Raw genomic sequence first — 20928 nt, forward strand, 5'->3', positions numbered from 1 at the left:
ATGACGATCGATCCGATGCAGATGAAATGGTTCAATCCGCCCCCCTTCGCAGAACGGCGCGAAGACGGGTTGCATGCCCGCTCAGGCGCGAGGACCGACTTCTGGCAGGGCACCTATTACGGCTTCCATCGCGACAACGGACATTTCCTGCATCAGCAGCGCCGAGGCGACTTCACCGCCGAGCTCTGCTTTTCCGGACGCTACCAGGAACTCTACGACCAAGCCGGCCTTATGGTGCGCGCCGACGCTGCCCACTGGATGAAATGCGGTATCGAATACACCGATGGCGCCATGCATTTCAGCGTTGTCGTCACCAACGGCAACTCCGACTGGTCGGCCTTTCGCATCGATCACGACTTCGAGCGGATGTCGGTGCGCGTAACGCGAAACGGCGACGCGCTCTTCATTCAATACAAGACCGAAAGTATGGCGGTATGGCGCATGGCCCGGCTCGCCTGGTTTGATCCGTCATTCGAAGAAGTTGGCGTCGGTCCGGTCTTCTGTTCGCCGCAGCGCGAAGGCTTCGAAGCCGTGTTCCATGATTTCTCTTTGGCGGACCCGCTGTCGCGCGACATCCACTGACTACATCAGTTTCTTGCCGTTCGGCACCGGCTTGTCGGTGGCCGCGAGAACAATCGCACTCGCCTCGTCCTCGAAGCCAAGCGTCAGGACTTCCGAGCGGAACGGACCAATCTGGCGTGGCGGGAAGTTGACGACACCCAGCACCTGTCGACCGACCAGGCTCTCCAGCGTGTAGTGGACGGTGATCTGTGCGGAGGACTTCTTGACCCCGACTTCCGGCCCGAAGTCGATCAGCAGCTTGACCGCCGGTTTGCGCGCTTCCGGAAATGGGCTCGCCTCGACAATGGTCCCGACACGAATGTCGACGCGCTCAAAATCGGAATAGGTGATTTCGTCAGCCATTTGTGCCCTCAGCCAGCAAGCTCTTCGGCGCGCTTGCGCGCAGCGGCGAGCGCCTTGTCGAACAGCGGCTGCATGGCATCATCGGCCATCAGCACAGAAAGCGCCGCAGCGGTCGTGCCGCCCGGCGAGGTAACGTTCTGGCGCAAGCGCGAAGCGTCGTCGGGGGACTGGTGCAAGAGTTCACCAGCCCCCGCGACCGTTTCCCGCGCAAGACGCATGGCAAGGTCCGCCTGCAGGCCAAGTTTACGGCCTGCTTCTGCCATGCACTCGACGAGATAAAACACATAGGCGGGTCCGCTGCCCGACAACGCCGTGACGGCGTCTATGTCAGACTCGGCCGGAACCCACTCGACTGGACCGGATACGCTCAGAAGAGAATGAACGCGTCCGCGCTGGGCATCGCCGACGCGGTCGTTGGCAAACGCGCCGGTTACGCCGCGACCCACCATGGCGGGCGTATTCGGCATGGCACGAACCATGGCAGCTTCGCCGAGATGCGCCTCTAGAAAACCGAGCGTCTTGCCGGCAGCGACCGAAACCACGACCGTTTCAGGACCGACTGTACTCCTCACCGGCGGAAGCACGCTCTCCATCACCTGCGGCTTGACTGCAAGGAAGAGAACACCGGCGATCAGATCGGCAGGCACCGCTGTGACATGCGTTGCACCAGCATCATTGATCGTCTTCATCATCTGCGCGGAAGGGCCGGGATCGACAACGACCACGGACGAACCCGGGACGCCGCTCTTCAGCCAGCCGGTGAGCATCGCGCCACCCATATTGCCGGCACCGATGAGAACGACAGGCCCTGCGGATTCGGATGACATTTATGCCTCGCCGACCGTTTCGAAAAGCACCGCTTCCATGGCGCGGTTCGCGTCCATACCGGACCAGATGACAAACTGGAACGCTTGGAAATAGGCTTCGCAAGTATCGAGCGCACTGCCCAACAGCACTTCGACCTGGCGGTTGGTCGGCTCTGCACCGCCAGCCAGAAGCAGCGACTGTCGGAAGATGATCACATCCTCCTGGCGCCACACGTCGAAGTGACCCATCAGCACCTGGCCGTTGATGGCCGCGAGCAGCTTGGTCACCTCATTCATCCGCAGGTCGGGAACCCTGACGTCGAAGGCGCAACCGAGATGCAACGCTTCGAACTCTTCCATCCAGGAAAAGGAAACGTGGTAGTCGGTCCACTTGCCTTCGACCGTCATGGCGATCTCGTCATCGCCCGACCGCTCGAAAGCCCAGTCGTTGTTGGCGGCGACGTACTCGATCATATCGACCGGGTTCGACTGACGCTCGACTTCCAATTCCATGAGGCTCATGCAGCACCTTCTTGACCGGAGTGAATACGAACCGCTTGGTCAACGACGACACAAGAAAGAACAAACTCAGCTACCGGAAACCACCAACCCAGATGATCGTTGAACCGCTGTCAGACTTACGCAACTAACCTGTCCGAAGCTTACCAACTGTACGAATCATCATTTAAAATCAGTGTATAACGGGCTTGCCGACACGCCAGCCCCCTGAGAGCCGATTTAGCGAACGGCACTGTGGAAAGGTGTTGGGAATTCGATTCAGGAGGAGGGTTTAAACGACTCTGCGCATTGGCTTTTTTGGCAGTGTCCACAGGTGGAAAAACTCACACCCAATTTCGGCTGTAGCCGCGGCGTGTCTCATAAAGGCCACACCGCAGGCTGTGCCAGATCGGGAATTACTTCCCCTTGGCTGCAAGCTTCGCTTCCAGCGCCGCAATCCGGGCGAGAAGCGCATCATTTTCATCACGCGCCTTGATCGCCATTTCACGAACGACCTCGAATTCCTCGCGCTTGACGACGTCCATGCTGTTCAGCCAGCGTTCGGCCTGTGCGCTGAAGGCCGTCTCGACCTCCTTGCGCACGCCCTGGGCGGCACCTGCTGCATCCGTCATCAGCTTCGCGAACTCGTCCATGATGCGGTTTGCTCCAGTCGTCATGGCGGCTTACTCCCTTTGCATAGATGAATTATGGCCTTTTCCAGCCTCTGAAGAATGAGGTAGGGCCTGGCCATCGAGGATGCAAGCGCTTTGCTCTGGATAAGCCAGCCTCGCCATGCACATCGTCAACAATCGACTTGACCGCTTTTGCTGCCAGGGTCATCTTCCGCGCTCATCAACGGATGGGAACACCTTGCCGACAGCTGCCAATCTTCTTGCCATCATGCCCTTCCCCGACATCGACCCGATCGCATTTTCGATTGGGCCACTTTCGATTCACTGGTACGGGCTGGCTTATGTCGCCGGCATCATGCTTGGCTGGTATTATGCGCGCTTGCTCGCCGGCAATCGCAAGCTCTGGCCGGCCGATAGCTCGCCAATCACCAGGACGCAGCTCGACGACTTCATCGTCTGGGTCGCGCTCGGCATCGTTCTCGGTGGCCGCATCGGCTACATCCTGTTCTATGATATGCCCGCAATCATCGAAAGCCCGATCCGGGCGATACAGATCTGGAACGGCGGCATGTCCTTCCACGGCGGCCTGGCTGGCACGACGATCGCGATGATCATCTTTGCGCGACGCAACGGCATACCGTTGTGGAGCCTGTTCGATATCGTTTCGGCCGTGGTTCCGATCGGCCTTTTCTTTGGCCGCATTGCCAACTTCATCAACGGCGAATTGTGGGGTCGGCTGACCGATGTCCCCTGGGCGGTGGTATTTCCGACCGGCGGCCCGTTTGCACGCCATCCGAGCCAGCTCTACGAAGCTGGTCTTGAGGGCATCGTGTTGCTCCTCGTCCTGGGCGTGCTGATCTATGCGTTCCGTGCGCTGAAAACGCCTGGGTTCATTACCGGCGTTTTCGTTTGCGGCTACGCGCTGTCGCGCATTTTCGTTGAATTCTTCCGCGAACCGGATGCCCAGCTCGGTTATCTTCTTGGCACCGACTGGCTTACCATGGGCATGGTCCTTTCCACTCCCATGATTCTACTGGGCATCTGGGCCATGGTCCGCGCCCGCCGTCAGGCTGCCTTGCAGCACTGATCGCAGCCATTGGAGGGAGGACTACCATGACCACCCCGCTCGGTGAGAAGATCAAGGCTATCATCCAGGCAAACGGGCCGATCAGCGTCACAGACTATTTCTCTCTGTGCCTTGCCGACCCCGAACAGGGCTATTACAGGACGCGCGAACCATTCGGCAGCGCCGGCGACTTCGTAACTGCCCCCGAGGTCAGCCAGCTTTTCGGCGAGATGATCGGCGTCTTCATCGTTCATGCCTGGCAACAGCATGGAACCCCCACCGGTGTTCGTCTTGTCGAGATCGGCCCCGGTCGCGGCACCATGATGGCGGACATGTTGCGCGTCATTGCCAAGCTCGCGCCACCGCTCGCCGAGAGTATGACCGTGCATCTTGTCGAAACCAGCGAACGACTGCGCGATATCCAGAAGGAAACACTCGCCTCACATGGCGACCAAGTCAGCTGGCATGAAAGCTTCGATGAAATCCCGCCCGGCGTCAGTTTGATTGCCGCCAACGAGCTTTTCGATGCCATCCCGATCCGGCAGTTCGTCAAGACGGCGACGGGCTTTCGTGAGCGCATGGTCGGCCTGGATGCTGACGGCGAACTGGCATTCGGCGCCGGGGCAGCAGCCATTGATCCGGACCTTCTGCCCGGACCCGTGCAAAACGTTCCGGCCGGAACGCTGTTCGAAATCTCGCCGGCCCGCCAGTCGGTGATGCTCGCGATATGCGAACGGCTGAAAGCCTTTGGCGGTAGCGCTTTGGCCATTGATTACGGACATCTGGTGACAGGTTTCGGCGACACCCTGCAGGCCGTGCGCATGCATGAATTTGACCCGCCACTGGCTCATCCAGGCGAAGCTGACCTCACCAGCCACGTTGACTTCCAGGCGCTTGCGGAGACCGCGGTTTCTGCCGGGATGCATCTCAACGGTGCGCTGCATCAGGGCGACTTCCTCGTCGGACTGGGCATCCTCGACCGAGCTGCGGTACTCGGCCGTGACAGGGAACTACACACGCAACAGATCATACAGACCGCTGTAGATCGGTTGGCCGGGGAAGGAGAAGGACGAATGGGCGAATTGTTCAAGGTGATGGCAGTCTCGCACCCTGCGCTCGATCTCATGCCCTTCCGTCCAGTGGATTGACATCGCACGCGTCGAAGCCAACATTCGGCGCAATCCGCAATGCCTTGCCAAGCGAACGGCACAAACACCTCAAGCAACCCTGGAATTTTCTATGACGCATGCTGTATCTCCGGCACCAATCCAAAGCGCGCTGCTGACAGAAGCAACCGGCGACACAATTCTCCACGGTTACTTCACACGCCACGGCGGAGTTTCCGAAGGCATCTACCGCGGACTGAACGTTGGCCTCGGCTCGAACGATGAGCGCGACAGGGTTCACGAAAACCGCCGCCGGGTGGCGAGCTGGTTCAAACTGCCTGTAGACCGGATGGCGACAGTGCATCAGGTTCATTCCTCCGATGTCGTCACCGTCGATGAGAACTATGACGGGACGCGTCCTTCGGCCGACGCGATGGTCACGGCAGCACCCGGCATCGCGCTTGGCGTGCTGGCTGCCGACTGCGGACCGATCCTCTTCGCAGACGCGGAGAAGCGCGTCATCGGCGCAGCACATGCCGGTTGGAAGGGAGCGCTGACCGGCGTCCTCGAAAACACCATCGACGCCATGACACGCCTTGGTGCGCGGCGGGAATCGATCGTAGCCTGCCTCGGTCCTTCGATCAGCCAGGCCAGCTATGAAGTCGGCCCGGAATTCGTCGATCGTTTTGTGGCGCAGGATCCAACCTACGAACGCTACTTCGTGGCTTCACCCAAGCCGGGACATGCGATGTTCGATCTGCCGGCGCTCACGGTGGATCGGCTCCGCGCTGCCGGCGTCAGGGCGGAATGCCTCGGGATTTGCACCTATCCCGACAGCGAGCGCTTCTTTTCCTACCGCCGGACCACACATAACAAAGAGCCTGACTATGGCAGGCAGATTTCAGCGATTGCCATAAGGGAGATTTGAGCGGCATGGCCCTCCATTTCGAAAAGCCCGAATTTGCCACTCGTCTGGCGCGCCTGACCGACAAGATGCGGGAGGAGAAACTCGACGCCATCCTGCTCTTCGCCCAGGAAAGCATGTACTGGCTCACCGGATACGACACGTTCGGCTACTGCTTTTTCCAGACGCTCGTTGTCAAGGCGGATGGCACCATGGCGTTGATCACGCGCTCCGCCGATCTGCGCCAGGCAAAGCAGACATCGATCCTTGACAACATCCAGGTCTGGGTCGATCGCGTTAATGCCGATCCGACACTGGATCTGAAGAACCTCCTGGTCGAGATGGACCTGCTTGGCGCCCGGATCGGCGTCGAGTACGACACCCACGGCATGACGGGCCGCGTCGCGCGGCTGCTCGATGCGCAGCTGATGGCGTTCGCTCAGGTCGTCGACGCCTCCTATCTCGTCAGTCGCCTGCGCCTGATCAAGAGCCCCGCCGAGATCGTCTATGTGGAGCGCGCAGCGGCGCTTGCCGACGATGCGCTCGACGCCGCCATTGCTCTGACCAAGCCGGGCGCCGACGAAGCGGATATCCTCGCGGCGATGCAGGGCGCGGTTTTTGCAGGCGGCGGCGATTATCCCGCCAACGAATTCATCATCGGCTCCGCCGAGGACGCACTCCTCTGCCGCTACAAGGCCGGCCGCCGCAAGCTCGACACCAATGATCAACTGACCCTTGAATGGGCCGGAGCCTTTGCGCACTACCACGCGGGGATGATGCGCACGATCGTCATCGGCGAACCCACCTATCGCCACCGAGAGCTATACAACGCCTGCCTCGAGACCATCCGGGCGATTGAAACCGTTCTGAAGCCGGGCTACAGCTTCGGTGATGTCTTCGACATGCACGCCAGGATCATGGATGAGCGTGGCCTCGCCCGCCACCGGCTCAACGCCTGCGGCTATTCGCTTGGGGCGCGTTTCTCTCCGTCATGGATGGAGCACCAGATGTTCCATGTCGGCAACCCGCAGCTGATCGAGCCCGACATGTCGCTGTTCGTGCACATGATCATCATGGACTCCGACACAGGCACCGCAATGACGCTTGGCCAGACATACCTGACGACCGGCGACGCGCCCCGCGCACTCTCCCGCCATTCGCTCGACTTCATCAGCGCCTGACGCAAACCTTCACCGGCAACAATCCGGAATTGACCTGGACAGTCCCGACCGTCATAAAGTGATCGGGGCTGACGAATGCATGACGGAAGGACGAAATAAGGGATGACGCGAGCTGCGACTGCTCCGATGCTCTTTGCCTGCCTTGCCCTGCTATCAGCCTGCAACACGACCGACGCCCTCGTTCCCCTTGTCGACATCGGCGATTCCTCCGCAAGCATTCGGTCCTCTCCCGTTACCCAGAGCGAGGCCGAGCGCATGGCGGGCGCCCGGCCGCGACAGGCGTTCACGGCGGAACCGCGGCAAGGCGGATATCATCCTCTTTACAATCAGCAGGCCTATGTACGCGGCTCCGGAGCGCCTCCCACCACGATGGAAGCGCAGGCACTGGCACTGAACAGCAGTACACCGTCTCCCGGCACTTCCGTGCCGATCGAGGCACAGCCACTTTCCGAACCGGTATCGAACGCCCAGGCCGAAGAAGAAGACATGGTGGAAACACCGGCGCGTCAGCCGACGCGCACGGCGGCGCTCAATACCAGCACGCCGGAAACGCGCACGACTGTCCGGTTCCTGCCGATCATCGGCGCTCCTGTTCAGGCCGTCACGCCGCTCTCCCGCCAGCTGGGCTCTGAAGCCAGGTCGCACGGCTTTTCCATCAAGAGCTCGAACGACAACAGCAGTGCATATATTCTCAAGGGCTACCTCTCGGCCTTTTCCGACAGCGGCAAGGTAACGGTCGTCTACGTCTGGGACGTGCTCGACAATACCGGCGCTCGATTGCACCGCATACAGGGTCAGGAAAGCGTACCCTCGGCGGCACAGGATCCATGGGCCGCCGTACCCGCCTCCGTGATGCAGCAAATCGCCTCGAAAACGATCACCGAGTTTTCCTCGTGGCGACAGGCTCGGGACGGCTAAGCCACAGGGTTTTCAGAAATATGGAGGCATGTGGCTCCTTTGCCCTTGCATTCAGGAGCAAGCTGGCTAAAAAGCGCGGCTATCAGCAGGTAATAGGCGGACCAAGATGAAGGTTTTCGCAGGCAATTCGAACCGGCATCTCGCCGAAGCGATCTGCAACTATCTTAATGTGCCTTTGGGCAGAGCAACGGTCCGAAGATTCGCCGACCAGGAAATCTTCGTGGAAATCCAGGAAAACGTGCGCGGCGAGGATATCTTCCTCGTCCAGTCCACGTCCTTCCCGACAAACGACCACCTGATGGAGCTGCTCATCATGATCGATGCGATGCGCCGCTCGTCGGCCCGCCGCATCACGGCCGTTATTCCCTATTTCGGCTACGCCCGCCAGGATCGCCGCGCCTCCGGTCGCACGCCGATCTCGGCCAAGCTGGTGGCCAACCTGATCACCGAAGCCGGCGCCGATCGCGTTCTGACGCTCGATCTCCATGCAGGCCAGATCCAGGGCTTCTTCGACATTCCGACAGACAACCTATACGCCGTGCCGATCCTGACCCGCGACATCAAGGCGAACTACGATCTCGGCAACGTCATGGTGGTTTCGCCTGACGTCGGCGGTGTGGTGCGCGCCCGCTCGCTTGCCAAACGGCTGGACTGTCTGCTGGCGATCGTCGACAAGCGTCGCGACCGCCCTGGTGAATCCGAAGTCATGAACATCATCGGCGACGTAACCGGCAAGGATTGCCTTCTGATCGACGACATCGTCGATTCCGGCGGCACCCTCTGCAATGCTGCGGAAGCACTGCTCTCCAAGGGCGCCGCCAGTGTCACCGCCTACATCACCCATGGCGTCCTGTCCGGCGGCGCGGCTACCCGCATCACCTCCTCCAAACTGAAGGAGCTGGTGATCACCGACAGCATCCAGCCGACGACCGGCGTCCAATCCGCCCACAACATCCGCGTCATTTCGACCGCAAGCCTGATCGGCGAAGCGATCAACCGCACCAGCCAGGAAGAGTCGGTCTCCAGCCTGTTCGACTGACCTTTCATGAAATTAGCAACGATTGCAGCAGTTTGCGCTTCCGGGTGAATGCAGCTTCCGCTTGTGTTATGCGAAATTCCGGCCGGAAGGGATGATGATGAGGTTCGAAAGCCTGGTGCAGCTACGCAAACTCGCGCTGCTTCTCGTGCCTCTCCTTTCTGCCTGCACTGTCGATGTCGATCCCGGCTATTCCCGACCACCGCCCAACCCTCGCCCGCCTCAGCCCCAGATGTGCACGATGGAGTATGCTCCCGTCTGCGGCCAGCGCGGCGGTCGCGTACAGACGTTCGGCAATGCGTGCCAGGCACGCAGCAATGGTTTCCACATCATCGGTCGCGGTGAATGCCGTGCCGAACCGCCGGTAACGCCGCGCCCGCCGCGTCCCGAGCCATCGCGCCCGGAACCTGATAGACCAGGCGGCGTCTGCACCCGCGAGTACCGGCCCGTTTGCGGCCAGCGCGGTCCGCAGATCCGCACCTTCCCGAATGCCTGCGAAGCGCACAACGACGGCTTCCGCGTCATCGGTGAGGGGGAATGCCACAGGTAGGATGGCATCCTTGGAAGCCCGATGACGTCGCCTCTGCAACTCAGCCCACGATATGCGACGCCGCCGACATGACCTCATGTGGCGCCGGAATACCGAACATGCGACGCCCATCGTCGGGGACCTCGGTGAAGCACCATCTGACGACACCATCCCGGTCAAGGAGAAATTCGCCGACCAGTTGGCCCTCGCCTGTCGCGATCATGTGCCGGTCGTCGTCGGTGAAGTCGTAGCCATCTGCCTTGTCGAGATAGTCGACAGCGGCCATCGGCGCCATAGGTTCGGGCAAATCCGCCATCTCGATGCGCATCGACGTAAGGGCATCCAGACCGACCTTGTACGGCCAGACAGTCTCCGACTCCGTGAATTCCAGGTTGGGAAGGCCGAAGGCGCGATGCGAAATCCGGTCGGGATCGGAAGCAGCGACCAGGTTGGGCAAGGGATGGAAACGGAAATAGAGGCGTGCCCGGTCGATTGGTGTATTGACGATCGTCAGGCTGTCCACCCCCTTCTCGTGCAGGTCGCCGGCGAGGCTCGCCATGGCGGCAATCTGCCGGCGGCAGAACGGACAGTGAAGTCCGCGAAACAGCCCGACGAGCACGGGCTTCTGCCCTCGAAAATCATCGATGGCAATTTTGCCATTGCGGGTGATCGCATCGAGAACGACATTCGGAGCACGGTCGCCGGGCTGCAGCGGCCTTTCGCTTTGATTTTCGGGCATATCACCCTCCTTGATTTGCTGTCCGGCACCTGTTAGCGCCCGCTGAGAAAGCCCATCCACACAAATAGTCTTGAAAATCAGCGATTTACGCGTCGACCTTGAATCAATCAAGAAACGGCAGAACGATCAACGCATCCGGGTCCAGCCCATGCCTCGCACACACGTCCTGGGCCAGCGTGAAGTAGCGCTCCGCCTCGGCCATGTCGTCCTTTTCGAGATTCAACGTGGCAAGCCCATCATAGCACGGAAAGAGCAGCTGCGGTTCGCCGATCTCATGCGCAAGTTGAAGTGCCTCCTCGTAGTAGGTCCAGGCCAGATCCGGCTTGCCATGGCATTGATGGATCTGCCCAAGGACGATAAGCGGCACGGCCAGATGGTCGCGCAGGTCAAGAGCCCGGTCTATCTCGATCGCCTTCTCTGCTGCCGGCACGCCCTCACGGGCGCAATTGTCCGTGAACGTGCAGCATGCCACCGCGAGATTGGCGAAGAGCCGCGCCTGATAACTCAGGTCGGCGATCTGCGTGGCGACATCGAGCCCGCGCCGGCAAACGTCAATCGCCCGTACTGGATCTACGATCGTGTAGAGAACACTAAGGTTGGCATAGGCCCGGCAAACACCGCCGAGGAGCCCCGCTCCTTCCGCTACCTCGAGGCTTCCCTCGACCTCATGCAATGCGTCGCGGTGGCGGCCCAGCCGGGCCAGCGCGACGCCCTTGGTGTTCAGCGCCTCTGCCCTTACTCGCGCTACCTCAGAGGCAACCGAACTCGCCATTTCGAAGGTAGCGGTATTGAGGCAGGCAAGCGCATCGTCCGCCCAGCGCGCAGCCGCATTCGGATCTCCCATTCGAAACGCAAGGTGGCCGCGCTCCTGCAGCAGGTGGGCAAGCTCTATTGGAGCCTCGGTCTGAGCGAGTAGCGCAGCCGCCTGGGCATAGTCGGCATCGGCGAGATCCCACCTGCCGGCGGCCACATTCAGGCGACCGAGTTTTCGCCGGATGCGCCCGGCACCCGGCAGATCGCCAGTCTGGCGAAAGTTCTCCAATGTCCACAGGTAGTGCTCGCGTGCCGCATCGCGTTCACCGGCGGACCCGCACAAATCCGCGAGCCGCTCGGAAAGCGCAAGGCGTTCGAGCCGCACGTCGGGACTGTCCGCGATCGCCGCTAGCGCCTCCCGGTAGAGGCGCATAGCGTCGCCATTAGCATAGGTCTTGCGAGCGAGATCCCCGGCGGCCATGAGATGGCGGGCGCCCTTTCCCAACACCTCTGCCATACAGAAGTGGTGGCCGAGCTGCACGATATCGTCAAGCCGGTCGGGCGTGCCTTGATGCATCCGCTCGATTGCCGCTGCGATGCGGCCGTGCAGTTGCCTGCGGCGCTGCAGCAGGAGATTGGCGTAGATGGCGTCATGCAACAAAATTTGCGGGAAACGATAGGACATCGTCGTTCCCACGGCGCTACCGGGTATCTCCTCAAGGATTTCTGCCTTGCAGAGAAAATCCAGACCGGCATCAATGCCGCCGGCATCCGACGCCACTGCGCGCAGCAGCGCGTCGTCGAAACGCGGACCAATGACTGCGGCCTCCTGCGCCAGCCGCTTCATCTGCGGCAGCAGCCGATCGACGCGCGCAAGCAGCATTGCCTGCAGGCTCATCGGTATCTCCGTTTCTATGTCGCTGTCTGCAACGCTCCAGCGTCCGCCATCGAAGCGCAGCGCGCCGGTCTCGATAAGGGATCGAACCATCTCTTCGATGAACAGCGGATTCCCGCCTGCGCGTCCCAGAATCCGCGAACGGGTGCCCCGTGGCACCGCGTCATCGGCGCCGAAGAACTGCGTCAATAGTCTCTCCCCATCCCTTGGGGAAAGCGGTGCCAGACGCAGCACCGTGCGGCTCGTCCGGTCGGATTCGAGCCCAACGCCTTCGGCGACCGAACGCCCGGTCGTCAGCATCATCAGTCGCATGCGCTCCGACCTGTCGAGCACGAAACGAATCGCCTCGATCGAGGCTGAATCCGCCCAGTGAAGATCCTCCACCACCAGCAACAGCGGGCTGAGCGACAGCCGCCGTTCGATGATTGTGCGGGTAGCATGGAGTATCTGTCGCCGCAGTTGTTCCGGTTCAACGTGGCGCAAAGCTCCGTCGGGATCGCCGAGGCCGAAGACATAGGACAATGGGGGCGCCAGCGCCGCGACATCGTCGTCAGCAAAGCCCAGCTCCCTCAAGCCGGATGCCATCAGTTCCGCCGTCCTCGATGCAGTCTCCCGCTCCGCAATCCCGTATGCGCTGCGCAGGACAGATGCGAGCGTGCCATAGGTCTGCTCGCCCAACGGCGAGCAGACCGCGCGCCGAACAACGACATCCTGGAAACGGCCGGCCGCCGCAATCGAGTCAAGGAACTCCCTGACGAGCCTTGATTTGCCGATCCCGGCCTCGCCGACCAGTTGAACGAGCTGGGCCTTGCCGCCACACGCGAGCTCGAGGCAATCCGTCATTCTGGAGAGCTCCGCATCGCGTCCAATGATCTCGGCATGAAGCCCGAGGCTCTCCAGGCCGCGCGCGGCATGCGGGGAATCCATCGGCCCAATCAGGCGGTAAACCTCGACCTGACCGGCTTTCCCGCGAAGAGCTTGAGAGCCGAGATCTTCGAAATTGAATGCATGCCTTGTCAGGCGATAGGTTACCGGTCCCACCAGTATCTGACCTGGGCCGGCGATGGTTTGCAGCCGCTGAGCCGTGTTCACGGTATCGCCTGTAACCGAATAGGATCTGGCCGCTGCAGCGCCAAAGCCACCACTGACGACGGTGCCTGTGTTGATGCCGACGTGGAGCAGGAGCGGCGCACCGCCCCCCTGCCATTTGGCGCCGAGGCGGGTCGCGCTGGCGATCATCTCGAGCCCGGCGCGAAGTGCTCGGTCCGGATCGTCCTCATGTGCGGCGGGGGCGCCGAACAAAGCAAGCAGCGCATCGCCGACGAACTTGTCGACAAAACCGCCAAAGGCTTCCACCGCACGCGTCAGCTCTTCGAACAGCTCGTTTTGCAAGGCGCGCATGAGTTCCGGGTCGGTTTTCTCGCTGAGAGTCGTGAAACCACAGAGATCGGCAAACAATACGGTGAGCAGTCGTCTGTCAGCACCTTCGTCGGCTGTCGGCACGGCAAGAAGCCTTTCCGAAACCGTATCAGAACCACCGCCACGCACGGCCGCTCCGCCGATAGCCGCTCCACACTTCGGGCAGAACGCGAAGTCGGGCTGGCACGCTTCCCCGCAGGCAGCGCAAGCGATGGGCTGCCTTGCACCGCATTTCGGGCAAAACGCAAAGCCGCTCTCAATCGCAAACCCGCAGGCGGCACAATTCATTGAAACCGACCTTACGAAACCAGGCGTCAGCCGCTCCGAGTGTGCCTCATCGCCTGCGCCGGCAAGCTACAATGAACCTGAGGCGAAAACCCCGCAAGAGCGTGCATCGCGACCAGCGGTGGCGATGCTCAAAACGCCCGGGTGGGCCGGAAGCTAGTCGGCGCCTTTGATCACCTGACCGTTGACCGTGACCGCACCGCTGCGCGCGACGTTGATATCCCACCTCTGCCGTCCATCTGGCTCAGTCTTGGCAAATCCCTTTGCCATCATCAGGCCGAACGAGACATGGTTGAGATCGGGATTGGTCTTTGCGAGGTCCTGCACAGCGGCGATCGTCTTGTCAAAGTCGCGCGCGAGGATCGAGGCATCCATGGAGTAGTCTTTGGCGCTATCGATCCGGCCATGGATATTTCCCGAGACCTCTGCATCGTAGACACTGGAAACAGCACTGATCTTCGGGAAATCGATAACCAGATCGCCGCCGTTGAAGAGGGCTTCGGCAGCCTTCTGGCCGGCGTCATCCGAAGCATTGGATCGCGTCAGGTCGACTTTCATGAATTCCTCGCCGAAGGCGGCAAAATCGAGGTTGGCGACAGCGAACTGCACCTGCATTGCCTCCGGCACGAACGCGGAATAGCCGGCCGGAACAAGCGGACTGTCGAAACTAACCTGCTGTGCCGCCAGGCCAACCCCCAGACGCATGGCGTTGCTCGGTCCGTCGATTGACACCTCGTAGGTCAGTTCCTTTGCAACACCGCTCCCGGCTTCGCTCGATACGGTGAAATTGCTGAGATCGATCGTTTCGCTCAGGCTGGTGAGCAGCGGAAATGCATCTCGCAACGTCGCCTTCAGCTTCTCGCTCTCAGCCGGCCTCAGCGTCTTGTCCTCGGCGTGTTCCAGTGCGAAAACGACGATATCGCTGATTTCCTTTGCTGGCAGGCCATTCACAGCCGCGGCAAAATCGATGGTATCGGCGCGAATCTCGACCGGAGGCACCTGTTTGCCGCTGATCCTTTCGACAAACGCCGTGGCTCGACCGCTGGCGGCGAAATTCGTCCTGCCAGCGGTGGCTCCATTCGACGACGTTAGCTTGTATTGGCTATGATCCACGCTGGCGCTGACCTCCTCGGCATCGGTTTTCGAGGAGAAACGGACACCCTTGGTGGTAAAATCGCCGGAACGAAAGTAGCGGATCGTGGTGTCGAATACGCCGCTGTAGACGAGTGACTCGATGACATAGGTGAAGTCGGTCTTCGATTGGTCCGCAGCCTTCACATGTCCGGAGACATCCAGCGAGTTATCGCCGTCTATCTTCCAGAGTCCGCTATCCTGTGGCGTCGCAAACATCGACCAGGGCGTGAGGCCGCTGATTGCGAAACTTGCTGGATCAATGCTGTTCAGCAACCTCGCGAAGTCGTAAATAATTTCGTACCGAGTCCCCGCTGGATTGACGGTAACGAAGCCATCCCTGACTGCTTCCGGTGGCAGCAGCCTCGTCAGGCCTTGCTGGATCGCCTTTGCGCCGTCCTGGTTGATGTCGACAGCATATGCCGTCGAGGCCAGACCGAGCGCCAAGACGCTGGTAGCCGTGATGATGTTGAGCCGCATCGTCAAGTCCCCCGCCGCTTCGCTTCAGGATATGTGAAGTTTCCCGACAGAGGATGTCAACCCGTCCGTCCGGTCGTCAGGCAGCCGCGTCGCGCTCACCCGGCGTTGGATTGACGTGCGCCTCGATCCCCGCGCGTGGTACCGGCTGGCCGAACAGAAATCCTTGTACCTGCAGGCACCCCTCGCGTCGGAGGAAATCGATGTGCTCTTCCCTTTCCACACCCTCGGCCAACACCGGAATGTCGAGGCTTTGCGCAAGGATGAGTGTTGAACGCACGATCGCCGCGGACTGCTTGTTGCTGACCACCCCGTCGACGAATGCGCGATCGATCTTGATCTTGTCGAAGGGAAAGCTCTGCAGCGTCGACAACGACGAGTAGCCTGTTCCGTAGTCATCCATCGCCACCTTTACGCCCAGCGCCTTCAACCGACGGATCGCGTTCAGCGCGTGTCCGTGGTCGGCAATGATGCCGGTTTCGGTGATCTCCAGTTCGAGCCGCGATGGTGTCAGCCCCGTGTCAACGAGAATCTGATGGACGATCTGCGGCAAGCGGCTGTCGGCAAGCTGTTGAGCCGCTACGTTCACGGCGATGCCAAGCGGCTTCTTCCAACTTGCGGCCTCGGCGCACGCACGACGCAGGACCCACTCCCCGAGTTCCATGATGAACCCGGTCTTTTCCGCGATCGGAATGAACTCGACCGGCGAGATGTATCCGCGCGTCGAGTGCTTCCACCGCAAGAGCGCCTCGAAACCAATCACTTCGCGACTCATGGTATCATTCTGCTGCTGGTAGAATAGCTCGAACTCCCCCCGCTTAAGCCCTTCGCGCATCTCAATTGCTAGCGCGTTTCGTGCGCGGGCGGCCTCGTCCATCGAGGGGTCATAGAAGCAGATGCTGCTGCCGGCAGCAGCCTTTGCCCGATACATCGCAACGTCGGCTTGAGACAGCAGGTCGTCAACCGTTCTGGCGTGATCGGGAAAGCTCGAAACCCCGATGCTGGATCCGACGCAGAGCGATTGGCCGCTCCATTCTACTGGCAGCTCGATCTCCTCGAGAAGCCGCTGAGCCAGGACGCCTGCCTCGGACCGGCCAACGGGATCTCGGATCACGACAACGAATTCGTCGCCGCCGACGCGAGCGGCGAACTGCCCTTTGCCCATGATCCTGGTCAGTCGTTCGCCAATTGCCCGCAGCACCGCATCGCCCGCCGCGTGGCCGTGGACATCGTTGATTTCCTTGAAGCGATCGAGGTCGAAACACAGCACGACGACGTTATGCGTCGTATCGTTCAGGTTCTTGATCAGCTTCTGGAGATGGTCGTTCAGGGCTGTACGGTTTGCCAGATTGGTCAGTGGGTCGTGAAGCGACAAGTGGCGGTAGAGGGCAACAGCCGCCTCATTCGACTGCATGTCGATCACGTATGTTGATGCGCCGAGAAGGAGGATGATGATCATGACTGCGCCCACAAGGCCAGTCATCACGCCGCCGGACAGAATTTCCTGAGGCACGGCGATCGTCGCGTTCGGCACGATCGTCATCGCGGCCATGCCCAGAAAATGCGCGCAGACGATCGCAAGGATCAGCGGAAAAGCGGCGCCCAACCTGCTGAACCGGCTTTTCGGACGCGCGACAAGATTGGTCGCCAGCGCGCCGAACCCAGCTGCCGCGATCAGAGAGCAGATCACGAGGCCCCTGCTCCACTCTACATCGCCCGCGACACTGTAGCCGGCGATCCCGGTATAGTGCATCGCGGCAACACCGAGCCCGACGATTGCACCGCCAGCTTCGACAAGGCCATCCTGCTGCCGCGTGGAGGCGATCGCGAAGCCGGTCATCGTCGAGGCGATGCCGATGAACAGCGACAGCAGCGTCAACCCGGGCTCATAACCGCTCAAGGCCGGCGCCTTGTATCCCAGCATTGCAATGAAGTGCGTCGTCCAGATGGTTGCGCCACCGACGAAGCCCGACAGGAACAACCAGTTCAGCTTCTGCAGCGCTTGCGTACGCCGTACCCTGGAAAACAGGCGCACGGTGAGCAACGAGCCAAGCAGGCAGATGACCGTTGCGAAGATCAGGTGCGGCAAACTATGTTCTACGGCGATACAGGAGATAACTCGGAGCATGACGGGACCAGATTGGAAAACGGTTCCTTCATATCGCCACGCACATTAGCAATCCTTAACTCCGGCGGAATTGCTGCTACATGGTTAAACGTTGACGAGCCGCTTCAACTTCTGGCCGCTGGTGAGCAGCGCCGCTCGCGCGGAGCTTGTCGCCACGGCCGGCAAACCCACCCCGCCGCAGCGACTTGCCTTTCAGGCGCATCTATACTATAGCGCACGCGTCCGTGTAGACACCCTTGGAGGCAACACGGATGAGGATGGGGAAACCCGCCTCCAGTTCAGCGGCAGGCGGATGCCTTCGTCGAACTCTCCATATAACCTCGAAAGGTAATGTCATGAGCCACGAAAGCTACGAGCTCAAGGCCGAGGCGCGCGAACGGGTTGGTAAGGGGTCCGCCCGTGAACTCCGCCGCAAAGGCTTTATTCCCGCTGTCATCTACGGTGACAAGCAGGCCCCAATTTCTATCGCTCTCAACACCAATGAGGTGACGAAGCGGATCCATGCCGGTGGTTTCATGACCACCATTGCAACGATCGAAGTCGACGGCAAGAAGTACAAGGTTCTGCCGAAGGACTACCAGCTCGATCCGGTTCGCGACTTCACGATGCACGTAGACTTCCTGCGCGTGTCGGGCAACACAAAGGTCACCGTTGAAATCCCGGTTCACTTCGTCAACGAAGCGAAGTCCGAGGGCCTCAAGGTCGGTGGCGTTCTGAACATCGTTCGTCACGAAATCGAAGTTCATTGCCCGGCTGATGCCATCCCGGAATTCTTCGACATCGACCTCAGCGGCAAGAAGATCGGCGACAGCATCCATATCTCGGAAGTCACCCTGCCGAAGGGCGTGACTACGGTTATCGATCGCGACTTCACGATCGCAACGATCATTGCCCCGGCTGGCGGTATCGACGAAAGTGCTGCAGAAGCAGGCGAAGCAGAAGCCTGATAGCTTCCACGATTTGTAAAGCATAAGGCCCGCTTTCTCCGGAAGGCGGGCCTTTTCATTTGGCCGTAAGACCCCGTTTCAGCAACATTTAATACATTTGAGGGAAGCATAACTGACCGCCTTCCAAGACACTGCTCTTGTAGAAGCCGGCAAGAACTGAAGGCGGCAGGGGGTAGACGGAACGATGCACAATTCCGTTGAAAATCGATTTCTGGGAATCATCTTCGGGGCGCTTCTCCTCTTCGTCGGTCCTCTCTTTATTCTGTTTCTCTTTCTTTCGTCCGAGCGTGCAGACAAGGAAATACGAGACCACATCTCCGTCCTTCTTGTTGCCAACGCACAGGCACTTGCCAAGCCCCTCTGGGATCTCGACGAAGACAGCGTAACGCAGATCAGCGCAACGATCGTGTCGCAGGGCGCCATCGTCAAGGTTCAGGTCCGCGACCAGTCCGGCCAGCTTGATGTGACGCAATCGACCATCCCGCGATCCTTCGGCGGCCACCTGGTAGAGGTGTCGCGCGCCATCATCTACAACACGCTCGACGGTCCGAAAAATCTCGGCACCATCGCGGTCTTCTACCCGGCGCTCGGCCTCTTCTCAGGCCTGAAGCACGAAGAGATCGTCTTCATGTCGATATTCATCTTCGCCGTCCTTGCCGTCTTCAGCGCCGCACTGATTGGTAATCGCATCTTCGTCATCCGACCGCTGATGCGCCTGACCGCAGCCATCGAAGCGACCTGCCAGCTTGGCTCGCGCCACCACGTGGACTGGCAGTCGAACGACGAGATGGGCCGTCTTGCCAGCGGCTTCAATGAGATGCAGGCAAAGCTGGCGAGCGAGGAGCGCGAGCTCAAACTTGCCCACCGCCGGGCGATCGATATCTACGACCTCACACCCGCGATGCTGTTTTCGCTCGACGAGGCCGACCGCATTACAGCCGTCAGCGACTATTGGCTCGTCGCCACAGGGTACGAACGTGCGCGCGTGGTCGGCTCAAGGTTTGCCGATCTTGTGACCTTCGACACCCGGGACGCCTTCCTCAACCGCAAGAACGAAGTCGATGGGGGCACGGCGCTTGACGTGACTGTCAAATTCCTGTGCGCGGGCGGCATGGTCATGGACGTACTGATCCTTGAATCACATGCAGCATCCGGAAACGACCATCAGCTATCGCTTTCGGTTATGACCGATGTCACCGAACTAAAGGCATCCGAGGCAAGAAATCATCGACAGGCGATCAGCGACCATCTGACCGGCCTGCTCAACCGCCAGGGCTTCGAAGCCGTGCTGGACCGGAAGATCGGTGAGGCCGACATCGTCGGCCACGAACTCGCCTGCCTCTTCGTTGATCTCGACCGCTTCAAGTGGATCAACGACAATCTCGGGCACGCGGAAGGCGACCGGGCGCTGCGTGCATTTGTCGAGCGACTGAAGGCCCATCTCGCGCCCTCCGATGTAGCGGCACGCCTTGGCGGCGACGAGTTCGCAATCCTGTTGCCTGCGAAGGATGCAGACCGGCGGGCGAACGCCATGGCGGAGCAGATCGCCTCCATCTTCCTCGAGCCTTTCGGCCCGGAGCTTCACCTAAGTGCCAGCGTCGGCATCGCCATCTATCCGCGCCACGCCTCCAACGCGGCCGAGTTGTTGCAGAAATCCGATATGGCCATGTATGCGAAGAAACGCGACGGCAAGAATGGCGCGCAGCTTTTCGACAACAGCATGCTGGACCACGCGCGCGCCCGCGCCGAGATCGAGACCTGCATCGAGGCCGGTCTCGCCGAGGACTGGTTCGATGCCTATTTGCAGCCGATCGTCAGCCTGAATGGCCGGCACATTGCCGGCTTCGAAGCACTCATGCGGCTCAATCATCCGCAGAAGGGGTTGATGGCACCGGCCGCCATCATCAATGTCGCGGAAGAAACGGCAAAAATCGTGCGTGTCGGTAACGTCGTCATGGAAAAGGCGATCGCGCATCTGGCGACCATTTCGCGCCTGCCCGGCATGCAGGATAGCTACCTCGCGATCAATTTTTCGCCGCTGCAGTTCGAATTGGCTCTGCCTGCCCGGCTTGCCGCCTTCCTTGGTCGCCACGGCATTCGCCCCGATCGCATCGTGGTCGAGATCACCGAGGCCGTGCTGATGCACAACAACCCCGAAATCCGCATGGTTGTCGCCGAGATGCGCCGTTTTGGCTGCCGTATCGCGCTCGACGACTTCGGCACGGGCTACTCGTCGCTCAGCTATCTCAACCGCTTTCCCGTCGACATCATCAAGATAGACCAGTCGTTCACCCGGTCGATCAACGACGCCAACGAAGATGTCCGCCACAAGAGCCGCATGCTGGTCGAGAGCATCACGACGCTCTCACACAAGATGGACTGCACGGTTATCGCCGAGGGTATAGAGACCGAGGACGAGTGCCGTACGCTCTGCGACATGGGGCTGGATTTCGGTCAGGGATATCTGTTCCACCGTCCGCAGAACGCCGCGGATCTGATCGAGCGACTGAGGGCCGACGAACGTTCGATAGCGCGCGCTTCATGACGCCAAACC

The 20928-nt window shown here is 60.5% G+C and carries 18 protein-coding genes; 10 read left to right on the forward strand and 8 right to left on the reverse strand.

What is annotated here, in order from left to right:
• Nucleotides 1–582 carry a DUF1349 domain-containing protein gene (locus tag ASC90_RS25430; protein WP_056546809.1) on the forward strand — a complete coding sequence of 194 codons (582 nt, stop codon included), beginning with the start codon at nt 1–3 and terminating at the stop codon, nt 580–582.
• Here ASC90_RS25430 and ASC90_RS25435 read toward each other — a convergent pair whose 3' ends face one another.
• The 4 genes from ASC90_RS25435 to ASC90_RS25450 form a co-directional block, all read right to left on the reverse strand.
• Nucleotides 583–924, reverse strand: a complete 342-nt coding sequence (locus ASC90_RS25435; protein WP_056546812.1) for a tRNA-binding protein — start codon at nt 922–924, stop codon at nt 583–585.
• A gap of 8 nt (nt 925–932) precedes the next feature.
• Entirely contained in the window at nt 933–1751 is an 819-nt protein-coding gene (gene proC / locus ASC90_RS25440) for a pyrroline-5-carboxylate reductase (RefSeq protein ID WP_056546816.1), read from the reverse strand.
• Nucleotides 1752–2252, reverse strand: a complete 501-nt coding sequence (locus ASC90_RS25445; RefSeq protein ID WP_056546818.1) for a YbjN domain-containing protein — start codon at nt 2250–2252, stop codon at nt 1752–1754.
• Between the two features lie 392 nt (nt 2253–2644).
• Nucleotides 2645–2905 (reverse strand): accessory factor UbiK family protein, encoded by a 261-nt coding sequence (locus tag ASC90_RS25450; protein ID WP_056546821.1) that lies wholly within the window; start codon nt 2903–2905, stop codon nt 2645–2647.
• Nucleotides 2906–3098: 193 nt separating this feature from the next.
• Between ASC90_RS25450 and lgt the strand changes: the two genes are divergently transcribed.
• The 7 genes from lgt (at nt 3099) to ASC90_RS28540 (ending at nt 9621) form a co-directional block, all read left to right on the forward strand.
• Complete coding sequence (gene lgt / locus ASC90_RS25455; protein WP_056547247.1) at nt 3099–3947, forward strand: prolipoprotein diacylglyceryl transferase; 849 nt, start codon at nt 3099–3101, stop codon at nt 3945–3947.
• 26 nt (nt 3948–3973) lie between these two features.
• Entirely contained in the window at nt 3974–5074 is a 1101-nt protein-coding gene (locus ASC90_RS25460) for a class I SAM-dependent methyltransferase (protein ID WP_056546823.1), read from the forward strand.
• A gap of 91 nt (nt 5075–5165) precedes the next feature.
• Entirely contained in the window at nt 5166–5960 is a 795-nt protein-coding gene (gene pgeF, locus ASC90_RS25465) for a peptidoglycan editing factor PgeF (RefSeq protein WP_056546826.1), read from the forward strand.
• 5 nt (nt 5961–5965) lie between these two features.
• Entirely contained in the window at nt 5966–7117 is a 1152-nt protein-coding gene (locus ASC90_RS25470; RefSeq protein WP_056546828.1) for a Xaa-Pro peptidase family protein, read from the forward strand.
• A gap of 102 nt (nt 7118–7219) precedes the next feature.
• Nucleotides 7220–8035 carry a hypothetical protein gene (locus ASC90_RS25475; RefSeq protein WP_056546831.1) on the forward strand — a complete coding sequence of 272 codons (816 nt, stop codon included), beginning with the start codon at nt 7220–7222 and terminating at the stop codon, nt 8033–8035.
• 106 nt (nt 8036–8141) lie between these two features.
• Nucleotides 8142–9074, forward strand: coding sequence for a ribose-phosphate pyrophosphokinase (locus ASC90_RS25480; RefSeq protein ID WP_056546835.1), 933 nt, complete (start codon nt 8142–8144; stop codon nt 9072–9074).
• 94 nt (nt 9075–9168) lie between these two features.
• Entirely contained in the window at nt 9169–9621 is a 453-nt protein-coding gene (locus tag ASC90_RS28540; protein WP_162246995.1) for a Kazal-type serine protease inhibitor domain-containing protein, read from the forward strand.
• A gap of 40 nt (nt 9622–9661) precedes the next feature.
• On the opposite strand, the gene ASC90_RS25490 is transcribed toward ASC90_RS28540, so the two are convergent.
• The 4 genes from ASC90_RS25490 to ASC90_RS25505 all read right to left on the reverse strand — a co-directional run bounded on the left by ASC90_RS25490 (nt 9662) and on the right by ASC90_RS25505 (nt 17427).
• On the reverse strand, nt 9662–10339 hold the full coding sequence (locus ASC90_RS25490) for a peroxiredoxin-like family protein (RefSeq protein ID WP_056546841.1): 678 nt from the start codon (nt 10337–10339) through the stop codon (nt 9662–9664).
• Between the two features lie 103 nt (nt 10340–10442).
• Nucleotides 10443–13694, reverse strand: coding sequence for an adenylate/guanylate cyclase domain-containing protein (locus tag ASC90_RS25495; protein ID WP_056546843.1), 3252 nt, complete (start codon nt 13692–13694; stop codon nt 10443–10445).
• 153 nt (nt 13695–13847) lie between these two features.
• Nucleotides 13848–15302 (reverse strand): hypothetical protein, encoded by a 1455-nt coding sequence (locus ASC90_RS25500; RefSeq protein ID WP_056547251.1) that lies wholly within the window; start codon nt 15300–15302, stop codon nt 13848–13850.
• A 76-nt stretch (nt 15303–15378) separates the two neighbouring features.
• Complete coding sequence (locus ASC90_RS25505) at nt 15379–17427, reverse strand: bifunctional diguanylate cyclase/phosphodiesterase (RefSeq protein WP_056546846.1); 2049 nt, start codon at nt 17425–17427, stop codon at nt 15379–15381.
• A gap of 335 nt (nt 17428–17762) precedes the next feature.
• Here ASC90_RS25505 and ASC90_RS25510 point away from each other — a divergent pair, with 335 nt between their 5' ends.
• On the forward strand, nt 17763–18374 hold the full coding sequence (locus ASC90_RS25510) for a 50S ribosomal protein L25/general stress protein Ctc (protein ID WP_056546849.1): 612 nt from the start codon (nt 17763–17765) through the stop codon (nt 18372–18374).
• A gap of 184 nt (nt 18375–18558) precedes the next feature.
• The gene (locus ASC90_RS25515; protein ID WP_056546852.1) at nt 18559–20919 is read left to right on the forward strand and encodes an EAL domain-containing protein; all 2361 of its coding nucleotides are present in this window, start codon (nt 18559–18561) and stop codon (nt 20917–20919) included.
• Nucleotides 20920–20928: the final 9 nt, after the last annotated feature.

The sequence above is a fragment of the Rhizobium sp. Root1220 genome, from assembly GCF_001426265.1.
Lineage (GTDB): Bacteria > Pseudomonadota > Alphaproteobacteria > Rhizobiales > Rhizobiaceae > Rhizobium.

Coding starts and splice junctions, on each gene's coding strand:
- ASC90_RS25430 (WP_056546809.1), top strand. CDS start 1: ATGACGATCGATCCGATGCAGATGAAATGGTTCAATCCGCCCCCCTTC.
- ASC90_RS25435 (WP_056546812.1), bottom strand. CDS start 924: ATGGCTGACGAAATCACCTATTCCGATTTTGAGCGCGTCGACATTCGT.
- proC (WP_056546816.1), bottom strand. CDS start 1,751: ATGTCATCCGAATCCGCAGGGCCTGTCGTTCTCATCGGTGCCGGCAAT.
- ASC90_RS25445 (WP_056546818.1), bottom strand. CDS start 2,252: ATGAGCCTCATGGAATTGGAAGTCGAGCGTCAGTCGAACCCGGTCGAT.
- ASC90_RS25450 (WP_056546821.1), bottom strand. CDS start 2,905: ATGACGACTGGAGCAAACCGCATCATGGACGAGTTCGCGAAGCTGATG.
- ASC90_RS25460 (WP_056546823.1), top strand. CDS start 3,974: ATGACCACCCCGCTCGGTGAGAAGATCAAGGCTATCATCCAGGCAAAC.
- pgeF (WP_056546826.1), top strand. CDS start 5,166: ATGACGCATGCTGTATCTCCGGCACCAATCCAAAGCGCGCTGCTGACA.
- ASC90_RS25470 (WP_056546828.1), top strand. CDS start 5,966: ATGGCCCTCCATTTCGAAAAGCCCGAATTTGCCACTCGTCTGGCGCGC.
- ASC90_RS25475 (WP_056546831.1), top strand. CDS start 7,220: ATGACGCGAGCTGCGACTGCTCCGATGCTCTTTGCCTGCCTTGCCCTG.
- ASC90_RS25480 (WP_056546835.1), top strand. CDS start 8,142: ATGAAGGTTTTCGCAGGCAATTCGAACCGGCATCTCGCCGAAGCGATC.
- ASC90_RS28540 (WP_162246995.1), top strand. CDS start 9,169: ATGATGAGGTTCGAAAGCCTGGTGCAGCTACGCAAACTCGCGCTGCTT.
- ASC90_RS25490 (WP_056546841.1), bottom strand. CDS start 10,339: ATGCCCGAAAATCAAAGCGAAAGGCCGCTGCAGCCCGGCGACCGTGCT.
- ASC90_RS25495 (WP_056546843.1), bottom strand. CDS start 13,694: ATGAATTGTGCCGCCTGCGGGTTTGCGATTGAGAGCGGCTTTGCGTTT.
- ASC90_RS25500 (WP_056547251.1), bottom strand. CDS start 15,302: ATGCGGCTCAACATCATCACGGCTACCAGCGTCTTGGCGCTCGGTCTG.
- ASC90_RS25505 (WP_056546846.1), bottom strand. CDS start 17,427: ATGCTCCGAGTTATCTCCTGTATCGCCGTAGAACATAGTTTGCCGCAC.
- ASC90_RS25510 (WP_056546849.1), top strand. CDS start 17,763: ATGAGCCACGAAAGCTACGAGCTCAAGGCCGAGGCGCGCGAACGGGTT.
- ASC90_RS25515 (WP_056546852.1), top strand. CDS start 18,559: ATGCACAATTCCGTTGAAAATCGATTTCTGGGAATCATCTTCGGGGCG.